At 40.1% G+C, this 14,690-nt stretch carries 14 protein-coding genes; 2 read left to right on the top strand and 12 right to left on the bottom strand.

The window, feature by feature from the left end; genetic code table 11:
• Positions 1-124 precede the first annotated feature (124 nt).
• On the top strand, positions 125-463 hold the full coding sequence (locus tag GYY70_RS03840) for a P-II family nitrogen regulator (RefSeq protein WP_078475291.1): 339 nt from the start codon (positions 125-127) through the stop codon (positions 461-463).
• Between the two features lie 103 nt (positions 464-566).
• Here GYY70_RS03840 and GYY70_RS03835 read toward each other — a convergent pair whose 3' ends face one another.
• From GYY70_RS03835 to dapA, 11 genes are all read right to left on the bottom strand, one after another.
• Positions 567-1,154 carry a biotin transporter BioY gene (locus GYY70_RS03835; protein ID WP_174831344.1) on the bottom strand — a complete coding sequence of 196 codons (588 nt, stop codon included), beginning with the start codon at positions 1,152-1,154 and terminating at the stop codon, positions 567-569.
• Between the two features lie 87 nt (positions 1,155-1,241).
• On the bottom strand, positions 1,242-2,579 hold the full coding sequence (hslU, locus tag GYY70_RS03830; protein WP_084563441.1) for an ATP-dependent protease ATPase subunit HslU: 1,338 nt from the start codon (positions 2,577-2,579) through the stop codon (positions 1,242-1,244).
• A 57-nt stretch (positions 2,580-2,636) separates the two neighbouring features.
• Complete coding sequence (hslV, locus tag GYY70_RS03825) at positions 2,637-3,170, bottom strand: ATP-dependent protease subunit HslV (protein ID WP_025330443.1); 534 nt, start codon at positions 3,168-3,170, stop codon at positions 2,637-2,639.
• A gap of 231 nt (positions 3,171-3,401) precedes the next feature.
• Positions 3,402-3,950, bottom strand: a complete 549-nt coding sequence (locus tag GYY70_RS03820; protein ID WP_174831343.1) for a hypothetical protein — start codon at positions 3,948-3,950, stop codon at positions 3,402-3,404.
• Between the two features lie 257 nt (positions 3,951-4,207).
• On the bottom strand, positions 4,208-5,026 hold the full coding sequence (locus tag GYY70_RS03815; RefSeq protein ID WP_174831342.1) for a symmetrical bis(5'-nucleosyl)-tetraphosphatase: 819 nt from the start codon (positions 5,024-5,026) through the stop codon (positions 4,208-4,210).
• Between the two features lie 60 nt (positions 5,027-5,086).
• Positions 5,087-5,473 carry a RidA family protein gene (locus tag GYY70_RS03810; protein ID WP_174831341.1) on the bottom strand — a complete coding sequence of 129 codons (387 nt, stop codon included), beginning with the start codon at positions 5,471-5,473 and terminating at the stop codon, positions 5,087-5,089.
• Between the two features lie 30 nt (positions 5,474-5,503).
• The gene (gene hemW / locus GYY70_RS03805; protein ID WP_174831340.1) at positions 5,504-6,703 is read right to left on the bottom strand and encodes a radical SAM family heme chaperone HemW; all 1,200 of its coding nucleotides are present in this window, start codon (positions 6,701-6,703) and stop codon (positions 5,504-5,506) included.
• On the bottom strand, positions 6,696-7,307 hold the full coding sequence (gene rdgB / locus GYY70_RS03800; RefSeq protein ID WP_174831339.1) for an RdgB/HAM1 family non-canonical purine NTP pyrophosphatase: 612 nt from the start codon (positions 7,305-7,307) through the stop codon (positions 6,696-6,698). Before rdgB ends, hemW begins: the two co-directional genes overlap by 8 nt.
• Positions 7,300-7,539 carry an NGO_0222 family membrane protein gene (locus GYY70_RS03795; RefSeq protein ID WP_025330449.1) on the bottom strand — a complete coding sequence of 80 codons (240 nt, stop codon included), beginning with the start codon at positions 7,537-7,539 and terminating at the stop codon, positions 7,300-7,302. Before GYY70_RS03795 ends, rdgB begins: the two co-directional genes overlap by 8 nt.
• A 1,180-nt stretch (positions 7,540-8,719) precedes the next feature.
• Positions 8,720-9,868 (bottom strand): outer membrane protein assembly factor BamC, encoded by a 1,149-nt coding sequence (gene bamC / locus GYY70_RS03790; protein ID WP_174831338.1) that lies wholly within the window; start codon positions 9,866-9,868, stop codon positions 8,720-8,722.
• Positions 9,869-9,914: 46 nt separating this feature from the next.
• On the bottom strand, positions 9,915-10,790 hold the full coding sequence (dapA, locus tag GYY70_RS03785; RefSeq protein WP_084563436.1) for a 4-hydroxy-tetrahydrodipicolinate synthase: 876 nt from the start codon (positions 10,788-10,790) through the stop codon (positions 9,915-9,917).
• Between the two features lie 224 nt (positions 10,791-11,014).
• Between dapA and GYY70_RS03780 the strand changes: the two genes are divergently transcribed.
• Complete coding sequence (locus tag GYY70_RS03780; protein WP_037394020.1) at positions 11,015-12,409, top strand: nucleobase:cation symporter-2 family protein; 1,395 nt, start codon at positions 11,015-11,017, stop codon at positions 12,407-12,409.
• Between the two features lie 251 nt (positions 12,410-12,660).
• Here GYY70_RS03780 and GYY70_RS03775 read toward each other — a convergent pair whose 3' ends face one another.
• Complete coding sequence (locus GYY70_RS03775) at positions 12,661-14,061, bottom strand: DHA2 family efflux MFS transporter permease subunit (RefSeq protein WP_174831337.1); 1,401 nt, start codon at positions 14,059-14,061, stop codon at positions 12,661-12,663.
• Between the last annotated feature and the right edge of the window lie 629 nt (positions 14,062-14,690).

Raw genomic sequence — 14,690 nt, 5'->3', positions numbered from 1 at the left:
CAATTTTACGCGAAAAATAAGTGCTTTGCTTAAATTTATGTTATTAAATCATGGTAGTTTGAGTTTCAGATAAGGATATGGTAGTTTTTAGCACTGTGGATACAGTAAAAAGGAACATGGCGGCATGAAAAAAATTGAAGCAATTGTTAAACCGTTTAAGCTGGATGATGTACGTGAAGCTTTGTCTGATGTGGGTTTCAGCGGAATGACTGTATCTGAGGTCAAAGGTTTTGGTCGGCAGAAAGGACATACAGAAATTTATCGCGGCGCTGAATACGCAGTAGATTTTTTACCCAAGGTAAAAATTGAACTGGTATTACCGGATGACAGAGTAGAACAGGCGATTGAGGTAATTATTGCCGCTGCTCATTCCGGCAAAATCGGAGATGGTAAAATTTTTGTATTACCGGTAGAAAGCGCTATTCGTATTCGAACCGGAGAGCGGGACGATACAGCAATTTAAAAAATAGTCAGAATAAATAGAAAACCGTCTGAGAATAGCAGTGATAATATGACTCAAGTATGTTAATACATTGCTTTCGTACGGTTTTCTTATCTTTAAGATATTAGCTTGGCTTTTTACCAAATTGCCACAGAGTGAACATAATAGTCGCAGCAATAAAAAATTTAAGTAAATCAAAACCGGCAAATGGCAGATATCCTAATTGCAATGCATGATAAATACTGGTATGCAAATAAAAAGCCAGATAAAAAACACCAAAGACAAATATAATCTGATGAGCAAGTGCAAAGGCGCATAATCCGCTGAAAAAATGTCGGTCATAGCCTCTTTCAGCAGCCCAGCCGGCGATATACGCACTGAATATGAAACCGTACAGATAACCGGCAGAGGCTGATACCAATACATTTATTCCGCCATGCCCACCCGCAAAAAAGGGCAGACCGCAGGCGCCGAGCAGCAAATATTCAAGTATGGCTAATACAGCGAGCTTTCGCCCTAAAAATGCACCGAGCAGTAAAACTGCCAGCGATTGCAGCGATAAAGGGACGGGGTGCAGAGGAATGCTTATATTGGCTGATATAGCCATTAATAATGCTGCTAATGTAGTAGCAAGTAATTGGTGTGACCACTGGGTTAACCTATAGTGCTGTAAAAGATAAGGCTGATAGGTTCGCGATAAAATTGAGGGCATGGATTGGTTATATTTAGTTGAATATCAGGGAGAAAAAAAGAGGTTCGCAATTAATAAAAAAGCGGCCGAAGCCGCTTGAATATAGAATTACAATACGTAACGAGCCAGATCCTCACGTTCAGCTATATCCTGTAAACGAGCATCAACGTAAGCTGCATCAATGGTTATATCGCCGGCTGGCGCATCAAAGGAAACTTCTTCAAGTAATTTTTCCATAACCGTATGCAATCGGCGTGCACCAATATTTTCGGTTTTTTCATTAACTTGAAAAGCGATTTCAGCAATACGGGCAATGCCGTCATCAGTAAATTGCAGATTGACATCATCAGTTGCCAGTAAAGCAGAGTACTGTTCAGTCAAATTAGCGTGGGTCGTTGTCAGAATGGCTTTAAAGTCATCTACACTCAGATTATCCAGTTCAACACGAATCGGAAAGCGCCCTTGTAATTCGGGGATTAGATCACTGGGTCGATTAAGATGAAATGCGCCAGATGCAATAAATAAAACATGATCAGTTTTAATCATGCCATACTTAGTCTGTACCGTTGTCCCTTCAACCAGGGGCAGTAAATCACGCTGCACACCCTGACGTGAAACATCTCCGCCATGGCGACTGCTGTCAGTAGCAATTTTATCAATTTCATCCAAAAATACGATGCCATTTTGTTCAACTGACTTAATTGCCTGTTCACGTAATTCTTCTTCGCTTACCAGTTTAGCTGCTTCTTCATCCAGCAGTAATTTCATGGCAGCGCTTACTTTCATTTTCTGAGCTTTGGTTTTACCATGTCCCATGCTGCTGAACATATCTTGCAACTGATTCGTGAAGTCTTCCATTCCCGGAGGACCCATAACAGACATGGTCGGAGAAGGATTAGCGGCAACCTCAATCTCGATTTCCTTATCGTCAAGCTCGCCTTTACGCAGCATCTGACGGAATTTCTGCCGGGTATGATTTTCCGGTTGAGCTTCCTGTGGCTCACCGGCAAAACCGACACTGCGTGGCGGAGGCAGCAGGGCATCCAGAATGCGGTTTTCTGCGGCATCCTGAGCACGGTCGCGGTTTTTAGCGATTGTCTGGTTACGAATGTTTTTCAGGGCAATTTCAATCAAATCGCGAATAATACTGTCAACATCACGGCCTACATAGCCTACTTCAGTAAATTTGGTAGCTTCTACCTTAATAAAAGGTGCGTTGGCCAGACGGGCAAGTCTGCGGGCTATTTCAGTTTTACCTACACCAGTAGGCCCAATCATCAGAATATTTTTCGGAACGATTTCGCTTTGTAAGGGTTCGGCAACGCGACTGCGGCGATACCGGTTTCTCAGCGCTACTGCTACTGCACGTTTGGCCTGAGTTTGCCCGATAATATGATTATCTAATTCATGAACGATTTCGCTCGGGGTCATTACAGATGTACTCATCTTGTTCCAATCTTGAGATATGACCGTTTTTAAATACAAATTAAACGGCCAATAAAATTACAAGGTTTCAATAGTGTGGCTCTGATTTGTGTAAATGCAGATATCACCGGCAATCTCGAGGGACTTTTTAACTACCTCAGCCGGTTCAAGCTCGGTATTTTCCATTAATGCACGTGCTGCCGACTGGGCAAAAGCACCACCGGAACCAATAGCTGCAATGCTTTGTTCCGGTTCGAGCACATCACCATTTCCGGTAATTACCAGTGTATTTTTTTTATCTGCCACAATTAACATTGCTTCCAGACGGCGTAATGCGCGATCGGTACGCCATTCTTTAGCCAGTTCAATTGCAGCCAGCATCAGTTTACCCTGATGTTTTTGCAATTTACTTTCAAATAGTTCTATCAGAGTAAATGCATCAGCGGTACCCCCGGCAAAACCGGCCAGCACCTGATTGTTATACAGTTTGCGTACTTTGCGTGCAGTCCCTTTAATAATGGTATTACCCAGTGTCACTTGACCATCTCCACCGATGGCGACGTTTTCACCGCGGCGAACGGAAATAATGGTTGTACCGTCGAATTGTTGCATGTCTCGTGATCCTTTACTGACCAGCAGCCAGATAGCTGCCGGAGAAAATAACTGCATTTAAATAAGGGCAGTTATTACCGCTTTCAAGTTAAACCATGATTTATTCTGATTTATTAGAATTTGTCTATCACTCCGGCTGGCTAGTACAGATACTAAGCAGGAGAGTTTTTTATTCATATATAAAATAAAAACGGCAACCTGAAAGGTTGCCGTTGTTCAAAACACAATCAATTATTTTTTGTGTTTGTATACTTTTTTGGTAGTAACAGTTTTGGTGGTTTTAACAGTTTTGGTTTTAGCCGGAGCTACTGCCACTGTACCATTATCTATTACGCAGTTCTGGGTAACAATTTGCGGAACAATTTTTTCCTGACCGTTAATTACCTGTTTGCTTGGCTGTAACAGACCCAGAGCACCAACTTTATCTACAGTATCGCTGTTGGCAATAGCGGTTTTCCAAGTAATGCCTTCGGGAGAAACGAAAGTATTGTAGTTAACATCACGTGCATCACGCATCATTACAGGAGAAAGTCTGCCCTGATAATTTACCTGAGCTGCCACGACGTTCTGACCTTGCAATCCATACATTACAGTCAAACGGTTTTTAGCTGCACCAGTACCGCACAAATAAGCTACTTCTTTACGCGCATCAATCTGTACATTCGCTGTAGTTGCTGCAGGTACGGCTACCTGTGCAGAAGGTGCTTTATGATGATGTTTTGATGCACAACCGGTAACAGCCAGCATCAACAATACAGCCGGGACAAGAACTTTTTTCATGACAACTCCTTATAAGCATTTATGAATAAATCTTCTGATAACATAAACCATCATACTTGGCTTAGGTAAAGAAGCAATAGCTGTATCTTAGTCTTTTTTAGCTAATGTACGGTAGTATTAAATAATACAGTTTAAACGTTATCGTTACTATATTAATAATACATGAATAAAAAATTCTTCACAACAACATGTTTCAAGTGAAATATTTGCTTTCAAGGCCAACTGTCAGTATGTTAAGGTCATTATTTTAACTGTATTTAATTTTCAATATTTAACTTTATTTCACTTGGTATCTGTACCACGCTTCTGTCATTCAGATTAAAAGCTGTTAGATAGCCCCCCCATAAAGCACCGGTATCCACACACACAACATGATCGGCCTGATATAAACCTAATGCCGACCAATGACCGAATAGAATAGTTTTATTGATATTTTGGCGGTGCGGCGCCTTAAACCATGGTATATGATGCGCTGGTATATTAATGAGCGTCCCTTTATAATCAAAATCCATTGCTCCGTCATCAGTCAGTGCACGCATCCGGGTAAAGCTGTTAGTGATAAAACGCAATCTCTCATCGCCACTGAGATTATTGTTCCAGTGAACAGGTTTATTTCCATACATTCGGGAAAAAAATTGTTTCGGAGTATTTTGCAATACGGTTTCCACTTCCTGAGCCAGTAGCTGTGCCTGATCGCATGTCCATGTTGGCCAGATACCTGCATGGACCATGACATAATTGTCCTGCTGGCGATATAAAGGCTGTCGGAGTAACCAGTCAATTAATTGTTTTCTGTCGGGCGCATTCAGAATGTCACTGATTGTATCTGCACGTTTGAGTTTGCCATAACCATAATGCAGTGCAAGTAAATGTAAGTCATGATTTCCCAGAATAGTCTGCATACAGCCATCATGCTGTTTTACCAGACGCAATGTGGCCAGTGATTGCGGGCCCCGGTTTACCAGATCGCCGGTAAGCCATAAGGTATCAGTACCGGGATTAAAATTCAGTTTATCCAGTAGTTTTTTAAACTCTGTCAGACATCCCTGTAAATCACCAATCACATACTGTGCCATATTCATCTCCTGAGAAATCGGGATAAACCTAATCAAACTGGTTTGTCCCGATTTGTCTGTTTACTTGTCCAGTACCAGAATGGCTTCAGCTTCAACCAGAGCACTTTTAGGTAAAGCAGAAACTTCAACAGCAGCACGAGCTGGATAAGGAGTTGTAAAGTATTGCGCCATAATCTCATTAAACGTAGCAAAATTACTCAAATCAGTCAGATAGGCATTTACTTTTACTAAGTCATTCAGACTGCCTCCGGCAGCTTCTGCAACCGCCCGAAGATTTTTAAACACCTGATGTGCCTGTTCAGCAAAACCACCATCAACGATTTGCATTGTTTCAGCTACTAACGGAATCTGACCGGAAAGATATACTGTATTGCCAGCACGTACTGCTTGTGAATAAGCACCGATAGCGGCCGGTGCTTTCTCAGTATGAATAATATTTTTTTCCATGTTTTTACTCCTTGGTATGAAAAGGGGTTATCAGTCTTTCAAAAATAAAGCCAGTAAATCATTCAGAAAAGTACGTCCGTGTGCAGTTGGACGTAAGTTTAACGGATCTGCGTCCATTAAACCTTTCTCTACGGCCTGAGTAATCGCACATTGAATGGAGGTAACAGGCAAGCCGGTACGCTCACTAAACCATGTAGTAGGAACTCCATCAGTTAATCTCAGAGCATTCAGCATAAATTCAAAAGGTAAATCCTGTGCAGAAATTTGCCGGCGGACAATAGCACACTGAGGTTGCTGCTGCATCGCTTGCAGATAATCTTTCGGATGCCTAGATCGGGTAGTGCGCTCAATTGCCTGAGCACTGGATATCTTACCATGAGCGCCAGCTCCGATACCGATATAATCGCCAAATTGCCAGTAGTTCAGATTATGCCGGCATTGTTGCTGAGGCTGGGCGAAGGCAGACGTTTCATAATGATGAAAACCTGCCTGTGACAGTGATGTATGTACAGCTTCTTCTATATCAGCAATATGGTCATCATCTGGTAGCTTCGGAGGAGGTGAATGGGCAAAAGGTGTATTGGGTTCCAGTGTAAGTTGATAAGCACTAATGTGCCTTACTCCGGTTGCAATTGCTGTATTAATATCTTCCTTTGCCTGTGCGACAGTTTGTCCTGGTAAGGCATACATCAAATCAATATTGAGTTTAGGAAACAGAATTAAGCCTGATTCAATGGCATTTAGTGCTTCATTGCGGTTATGAATTCTTCCCAGTGCAGCCAGTTTGTCATTGGCAAAACTTTGTACTCCGATGGAAAGCCGGTTTATACCAGCTGCTGCATAATCTGCAAAACGATCGCGTTCAAATGTGCCCGGATTGGCTTCAAGAGTAATTTCTGCCGTAGGTAACAGATTAACCCGTGCACGAATGCCGCTTAAGAGCTTTTCAAATGCAGATGCGGAAAATAGACTAGGTGTCCCTCCGCCGATAAAAATTGTGTGAACAGACCTACCCCAGAAATAAGGCAGTTCAGTTTCCAGATCAGTTAATAAGGCATCAATATACTTCTGCTCATCCAGTTCTTGTTTAAGCTGATGCGAATTGAAGTCGCAATACGGACATTTGCGAACACACCATGGAATATGAATATACAGAGATAGTGGCGGTAAACTGGTCAAAACTGGCGTAATAGAATGCGGTATTTGCAGAGAAACGGGAAACTCAGACATGAGTATTCAGGCCATACTGCCGACGCAGTTTATCCATTAAAATATTTAATGCCTGAGCACGATGACTTATCCGGTTTTTTTCTTCCTGACTCATTTGTGCTGCAGTCAGTTTCTGGTCTGGAACATAAAAATGCGGATCGTATCCAAAACCATTGCTTCCTGCAGCAGAGGATTGCCACAGCCCAGACCAATTGGCTTCAGCAATTAATGGCTGTGGATCATCAGGATGACGCACTAAAACCAGTACGCATACATAAAACACACTTTTGTCATCACAATTGCATAATTCATCATCCAGCTTGGCATTATTGGCTGTATCTGATTTCGGTTCTGTACCGGCATAACGTGCTGAATGGACACCAGGTTTACCATGCAGTGCATTGGCACAAATACCAGAATCATCGGCCAATGCCGATAAGCCACTATAACGGCTGGCATGACGTGCTTTAGCGAGTGCATTTTCAACAAATGTGACATAAGGTTCCGGGCACTCAGGAATATTAAATTCAGACTGCGGAACAATTTCGATATTTAAAGAATTAAACAGGCGGCTAAATTCAGTCAGCTTGCCCTGATTATTACTGGCAAGAACAATTTTATTCATGGTTTACATCATTTGAGGATAACACTTGATTAATTTGCCGGTATGCACGTTCACGCAAAGTAAACGCAAGCGCAGCAAATTGCCCCAGTACACTAATAAAAGCGAGTAAACAGCAGATTATCGCAATAGTGTGCTGTTGATGTACCCAATAATAACAGCCTAGCACAACCCAGCCAATAAACATAAATGTACATGAAGCCAGAATGAGTAATAAAAGTTTGAGTTTCGTCATTCGTAAATGCTTTAAAAAGATATAAATTGGCTGGGCAGATTGGTTAATTAAGAAAGATACAGCTATTTACAATTATTACTTACAGCCGGAATAAAATAAATCAGTTTATAAATCAATTTTAAGTAAAAAATATGAGTTATTTATAAAATACAGATTAATATTAATTATAGTGATTTCATAAACTGAAAAATTTTATTTTTTTCCCAATGAAGTAAAATCTGTAGTTGTTTCAGATTTCTGCTGATTCTCTTGTTTCATTTTGGTTAATTTAAAGGTCAAAGGCATTTCTCCGATGGCCATAATTGCACCTAGAATAAAAAATGTTTTACTATAAATTGTCAGTTGCTGATCTTTATTATAGAGAAAAAATCCGATACCGAGAAAGATTACAAACATAAGGCTTGTGCAGATATGCATTATAATTAATTTTTTCATTAGTCTGATATCATAAAAGGTTAAAGAAGAAATTACGACCAATTATATACAGAAAATCTGTTAAATGAAAACTATTGTAAATATTTAAACAATAAATATTTATAGCTTACGGTTAAAAATATGCATATAATATAAATTGATATTATTTACAATGGATATTGAATTAATTTAAGTTTCGATTAATTTTAATTATTTTAATGGTAAATGGCGTTAGTATTATTAAGCCGAGTGCAGCAATAATAAAACAGGTGATACTATACCATAATGGATAACGTATATCCGCAAAGAATATTGTACCGATAACCAAAGCCGCAATTACGGTCATTGAAAGAAAACAATAGCTAACAATTAATTTTTTCATATTTGACACTTCAGAATTTTTTATTTTCTATCTTTAGAATCTGTTTATCTGTCTAATAAACAAGAAAACCGGTTTTATAATAAACAGATTGAACAGTAAAAAAGATTGTATAAAAATAATTTTATTTTTAAAAGATATAAATATTAAGTCGTTAGTATGTAATTTAAAAAAGTATTTGATAAGCAATTTAATTGAACCCTGAAAACAGCATAAAACAAAAATCCGGTGCCAGTTAAATTAATCTTAAAGTAATTGATTAGCTTTGAATACAAATCAAACAATCCATTTAATCCAAATTAATTCTAATTATTTAATTAGGTGATCTGAATAAAAGTCTGGGTAGTTGTTTTGTTTAAAAAAGCCTGCATAAGCAGGCTTTTAAAGTTAGCGTAATTGCTGATCCAGTTGCTGAAGCCATTTTGTGGCATCTTTTCCGGTATATATTGTGCCATCTTCATTGGCCAGAGTGACACGTGTTCCGCCATCCTTGAGAGGTATTGCCAGTACCATCAGACGAGGTTGCTGTTTTGGCTGTTGCTGTTGTTCAGCTTTTTTGCTGCGCCCGAACATACGTCCGAATAATCCTGGTTTTTTATTAGAAACAGAAGAGGCTTCTGCAGCAGCTACTTCAACCAGATAAGCATATTGACTCTGGTTTTCTCCAATTACATTCAGACCAACACGATCCAAAGCCAGTGCAACACGACGCCAGTTACGTTCCTGAGGCCCGAGCAGGTAAATACTATTGCCATCAATTTTGGCTAAATTGTATTCATTCGGGTTTTGTTTTTGGGCAGCTATCTGTTGCTGAACCTGTTTGGCGTCTGCACCAAGATATTGCATAAAGCGTGCAAGAAATGCTGCTTCCAGCTCAGGCTCATTAGGTCTTGGCTGCCATGCAGTGCTGTCGCCATCTTTGCTGGTATAGACTTCTTTCATACCTTTCTGGCTGAAGAATACATCTGTACCGCCTTTGCTGTTACGTTCCAGACGGATAGTAAACATATCCCGCTCGCCGCTGGAGTAAACACCACCCAGACCTACTTTTTCGAATATACCGCGAATCACATCAGATGGTAGTTTGGCACGGTTTTCCGCCCAGTTGGTTTGCATCAGACCAATGGATGGTTCTTCACGCTCGATAGTAAAGCCCTGTTCCTGCCAGAATGCTCTGAGCAGCGGCCATAATTCAGCAGCTTGTTTGTTATCGATAGTCAGCCAGCGAATACTTCCATCACGCTGCAAATGAATATTCGGTACCTGAGTCAGTACCTGTGCATTCGCATTATTCTGAGTTTTTCCCGCTTTTTTGTTCATGTCACTGGCACGTACAGCCCCATTAATCAGTGAACTGCCAGGTGCACTAAAGCGGTTCCCCTGATTCGGATCAGTCAAATCAGGAGGTACATCCAGCTGAACAATTTTTTTATTGTCAGACTGGTAATCCAGTTTAGGCAGGTTTTCTTTTTTGCTGGCACAGGCGGCAAGACTTGCTGCCAGCAGGGTTAGAGCAACGGTTTTACTTATATTCATATCGGCCACTTTCAGTGTGCTTTACAATGGCAATTTAGGCTTGTGTTTAAATTAATTCGGCTTCCTGCATGGCGGCCAGCACGACAGCCTGTCCGGCAGAAGTTAATTCAGTAATAGGCAGACGGCAAACCGGATTGATTTTACCCAGTTTAGACAGTGCCCATTTCGTTGGTGCAGGGCTTGGTTCACAGAAAAGATCACCATGCAGGCGCTGTAATTTATCATTTAAAGCGCGTGCACCTGTAATATCTCCGCGCAAAGCTGCATGACACATATCTGCAAACAATTTCGGAGCAACGTTAGCAGTAACGCTGATAACACCATGACCGCCGCACAGTAAAAATGCCAGAGCAGTAGGATCATCACCGGAATAAACTGCAAAATTTTCTGGTACGTGCTTAAACAAATAACATGCGCGACCAATGTTGCCAGTGGCTTCTTTAATACCAACAATATTGTCAATTTCTGCCAGACGTAAAGCAGTGTCCGGTTGCATATCGGCAACAGTGCGACCCGGGACATTATACAGAATCATGGGGATACTGGTTGCTTCGGCAATAGTTTTAAAGTGGCGGTAGATACCTTCCTGATTCGGTTTGTTGTAGTAGGGTACTACAGACAAAGTCATATCAGCGCCAGCCTGCTGAGCCTCCTGAGCCAGATAAATTGCTTCGTGAGTATTGTTGGCGCCAGTACCGGCAATCACTTTCACGCGTCCGGCTACATGTTCTACAGCAGTTTTGATGACATTCAAATGCTCATCCACGCTGAGTGTGGCTGATTCACCGGTTGTTCCCACGGCGACAATGGCATCGGTTCCTGACTCAATATGCCAGTCAATAAGCTGTTTGTATTGTTCATAATCAATACTGCCATCTTCATGCATAGGCGTTACGATGGCAACCAGGCTGCCTGTCAACATAATTCTACCCTTTACAGGTGAGCTAAAAATGTGATGATTGTAGCGTATTTTTTGCTTACATGGAAAACTGCCGGTATTCGAACCACTTTTGATAAAAGTAGTTTGCTTGTGTTAAAGATTCTATTCCTCAATAGTTTGCTCTGGATTAAACAGTGCCGTATCGCTTAAAATACGCTGCTTTATATACATTTCACACATGCATAAAGCAAATAAGGAAGGATGACATGGCCGATAATTCCTCTGTTCGTAAGCAGAATGAACACTCTGATCTGGTCTATGGTCTGGAGGAAAAACCTCCTGTTTTAAATGGTTTGCTCAGTGCATTAACCCATTTACTCGCTCTTTTTGTTCCTATGGTGGCGCCGGCTCTTGTGGTGGGCGGTGCGCTGAAACTGCCGGCTGATATGACTGCTTATCTGGTCTCAATGTCTATGGTGGCTTCAGGTGTAGGTACTTATATTCAGGTACACCGCTTTGGTGTTATTGGTTCGGGGCTGTTATCAATTCAATCAGTTAATTTTTCATTTGTCACTGTCATGATTGCGCTGGGGCTGGGCATGAAAGAAAGCGGGATGAATGAAAATACTATGATTTCAACTTTACTGGGCGTCTCATTCGTGGGCGCCTTTTTAGTAATCGGGGCATCATGGCTGTTACCTTTTCTGAAAAAAATCATCACACCTACTGTAAGCGGAGTTGTGGTATTGATGATAGGCCTGAGTCTTATTCATGTCGGTATTACTGACTTTGGCGGTGGTCTTACTGCAAAAGCAAATCATACTTTTGGTTCATGGTCTAATCTGGCTCTGTCCACATTTGTACTGTTTACTGTATTGTTATTTAACTGCTTTAAAAATGCATGGTGGCGTATGGCCGGCATTGCGGTAGGTTTGATATCAGGTTATGTAATTGCGATTTTTATGGGAATTGTAGATTTTTCCAATCTGCACGATTTACCCTTAATTACAATACCGATTCCATTTAAATACGGCTTTGCTTTTGACTGGCATGCTTTTATGGTGGCCGGTACTATTTATCTTTTAAGTGTATTTGAAGCAGTAGGTGATTTAACTGCTACCGCCATGATTTCTAATCAGCCGGTAGATGGTCCGTCTTACACAAACCGTTTACGCGGCGGGGTAATGGCTGATGGTCTGGTATCCGTAATTGCTACAGCACTGGGTTCATTGCCGTTAACCACTTTTGCCCAGAATAATGGCGTTATTCAGATGACGGGAGTTGCTTCCCGGTATGTCGGTAAATATATTGCTGCTATTCTGATTATACTTGGCTTATTTCCATGGGTTGGTGCTATTTTTACCACTATTCCCAGTCCGGTCTTAGGTGGGGCAATGGTGGTTATGTTCGGTTTGATTGTTACCGCCGGTATCAGAATTATTATTACTGCCGGCATCCGACGCCGTGAAGCAGTTATCTGTGCTACATCACTGGGGCTTGGTCTGGGTGTGGCTTTTGAACCGGAAGTGTTTGCTCAGTTACCAATATTGTTTCAAAATCCGATTTGTATGGGCGGAATTGTAGCGATTATTCTAAATATAGTGCTGCCACATGATAAAAGTGAACCGGCTGTTTATTTAAGTGACGACATTCCACATTAATTATTATCTGAAAAAAGGCTGCCGAAAATATTGGCAGCTTTTTTTATAAATTTAAAATAATAATTTTAAATAGTAAGTTCTACTTTAATTAATGAGTACTATAAATTACATGGAAAAGTTTAATTATTTGTAATTCTGAATGGTATTAGTTTTGTATTAAAAATTACTTTTAGTTTGATATTATCCTTTGACTTAATAACTATATCAGGCAGATAAGTAATTTTTTTGTCAGAATTCAGAAAATTGTTAATCTATGCTTTTTCCTTTGAAAGCAGATTAGCACCATCAGTTGAATGCAGACGGGCAAATATCCAGCTTGAAAGCAGAGTGAACACGCCGAGAATAATAAAAGTAATGCGAAAGGCGGTAGTAATATTGTGATTGATAAAGCTGGCACGACTAAAAGATTGCAAAAGTAATGCGCCAATTGCTATGCCGAAACTTAATGCCAGTTGCTGGTTAACAGCCATCAGACTAGTGCCGCTACTAACTTGATTAGGGCGTAAATCAGCCAGTGTAATGGTATTCATACCAGTAAATTGCAAAGAGTTGCAGGCGCCCAAAATACACAGATGTAATAATATCAACCATTGCGGTGTACTGGCACTGATTAAAGCGAGTGACATAATCAGTATACCGATAATACGTGTATTCCATGAGAGGGTATTACGATAACCAAAATGATTCATTAAAGGTTTTAGAAAAGGTTTGGCAAATATAGCCGCCAAAGCAAGAGGCATCAGCAGCCAGCCTGAATTTACCGCATCATAGTTAAAAGCAACCTGAAATAATAAAGGCAATAATAAAGGCAGGGCGCTCATGCCAAGGCGGCTTACTAAGTTACCTGCCAGCCCCAGACGAAATGTACGCACCAGAATTAAATGCGGAGGATACAAAGCACGGTTGTTCTGACGTGCATGAGCAAGATAGGCAAATAAAGCGCCAATACCTGCAATAGCCATCATACAGCCAAATAAAATATTGTTAGCATGTGACATGGTTTCAAAAGTAAGCGTCATGCAAAAAGCAGATGCCGAAAACAGAAAGAAACCTAATCCATCAAAGTAATTTGCCGGACGGTTAAAATTGGGCATGATATACCAGGTAACCAGTAATCCTAATAACCCTATCGGTACATTAAGCAAAAATATCCAGTGCCAGCTGGTATATACCACAAGATAGCCACCAATAATCGGCCCCAGTACTGGGCCGATCAATGCCGGCATAATGGCATAATTCATAACAGTTATGAGTTTAGAGCGGTCGTAGGCCTGCATCATGGTTAAACGGGCTACAGGTGTTAACATTGCGCCACCCAAACCCTGAATGATTCTGGCCAGTACCAGCAAAGCAAGATTATTACTTGCAGCACATAGTACAGATCCGATAATAAATATGACCATAGAACCCATAAAAAGTTTACGTGTTCCTAATTTATCCGACAGAAAACCAGACAGAGGCATCATTATTGCTAGAGTTAGCGCATAGGCAATAATTGCAGATTGCATATTAAGCGGCGACTGCCCCAGATCGGCAGCCATTGAGGGCAGAGCAGTATTCAGGATAGTAGCATCCAGCTGTTGCATAAAAATGGCTATTGCCAACAAAATGGGCAAAAAGCGTGAGGGTTTACTGTCGTTAATAGTAGCCATAATTGCTGTTTATCAATAATGGATTCATTTATTATAACAGACTCATGTGATGCATCATTTTGTTAATATAAAAGCATAAATTTATGAAAATATATTTGTTATATTCATAATTTTAAGATAATAAATGTATATAAAAAGTGTTTATGTTCTAGGTTTGATATATGTTTTATTATGGCAGATTAATAATACGGAGCAGGCATGCATTATCAAATTCTGATAAGTAATTTTATAAAACATAGGTTTGTTGAGTTTGTTTATAATATTTGGATAATAGGATAGATATTATTTTATTTTTTCTGAATTATATTTAAGCTTGTATATAAGTCTGGAGAAAAATGCCAGTATATAAATAACTTTCGGTATAACTTTTATTTACATCTGTTAAACTTAATTATCATAAGACACATTGCTTCACTACAATGGAAAAAACTAACAAACATACAAAGTAATTATTATAAATTTAGCGTAAAAAACAAAATATTCAGATATATTAAATAATAGTCATTGTATATATATCATTATGAATGTTAGATAAATTTATTATTGCAAATGCTGGTTAGTACAAGCTTGCTTTTAGTATCCGGTTTGTAAAAAAATTTTAGATAAAGGCGGATAATTTAAAAATGAAA

The organism is Snodgrassella sp. ESL0324 (assembly GCF_013344955.1).
In the GTDB taxonomy this organism is placed as follows: Bacteria; Pseudomonadota; Gammaproteobacteria; order Burkholderiales; family Neisseriaceae; genus Snodgrassella; species Snodgrassella alvi.
Note: the sequence above shows the minus strand (reverse complement) of the source record. Positions and strands in the feature narration are given on the sequence as shown.

Excerpts from the sequence above, each read along its gene's own strand:
- GYY70_RS03840 (WP_078475291.1), top strand. The coding sequence starts at position 125 with ATGAAAAAAATTGAAGCAATTGTTAAACCGTTTAAGCTGGATGATGTA.
- GYY70_RS03835 (WP_174831344.1), bottom strand. The coding sequence starts at position 1,154 with ATGCCCTCAATTTTATCGCGAACCTATCAGCCTTATCTTTTACAGCAC.
- hslU (WP_084563441.1), bottom strand. The coding sequence starts at position 2,579 with ATGAGTACATCTGTAATGACCCCGAGCGAAATCGTTCATGAATTAGAT.
- hslV (WP_025330443.1), bottom strand. The coding sequence starts at position 3,170 with ATGCAACAATTCGACGGTACAACCATTATTTCCGTTCGCCGCGGTGAA.
- GYY70_RS03820 (WP_174831343.1), bottom strand. The coding sequence starts at position 3,950 with ATGAAAAAAGTTCTTGTCCCGGCTGTATTGTTGATGCTGGCTGTTACC.
- GYY70_RS03815 (WP_174831342.1), bottom strand. The coding sequence starts at position 5,026 with ATGGCACAGTATGTGATTGGTGATTTACAGGGATGTCTGACAGAGTTT.
- GYY70_RS03810 (WP_174831341.1), bottom strand. The coding sequence starts at position 5,473 with ATGGAAAAAAATATTATTCATACTGAGAAAGCACCGGCCGCTATCGGT.
- hemW (WP_174831340.1), bottom strand. The coding sequence starts at position 6,703 with ATGTCTGAGTTTCCCGTTTCTCTGCAAATACCGCATTCTATTACGCCA.
- rdgB (WP_174831339.1), bottom strand. The coding sequence starts at position 7,307 with ATGAATAAAATTGTTCTTGCCAGTAATAATCAGGGCAAGCTGACTGAA.
- GYY70_RS03795 (WP_025330449.1), bottom strand. The coding sequence starts at position 7,539 with ATGACGAAACTCAAACTTTTATTACTCATTCTGGCTTCATGTACATTT.
- bamC (WP_174831338.1), bottom strand. The coding sequence starts at position 9,868 with ATGAATATAAGTAAAACCGTTGCTCTAACCCTGCTGGCAGCAAGTCTT.
- dapA (WP_084563436.1), bottom strand. The coding sequence starts at position 10,790 with ATGTTGACAGGCAGCCTGGTTGCCATCGTAACGCCTATGCATGAAGAT.
- GYY70_RS03780 (WP_037394020.1), top strand. The coding sequence starts at position 11,015 with ATGGCCGATAATTCCTCTGTTCGTAAGCAGAATGAACACTCTGATCTG.
- GYY70_RS03775 (WP_174831337.1), bottom strand. The coding sequence starts at position 14,061 with ATGGCTACTATTAACGACAGTAAACCCTCACGCTTTTTGCCCATTTTG.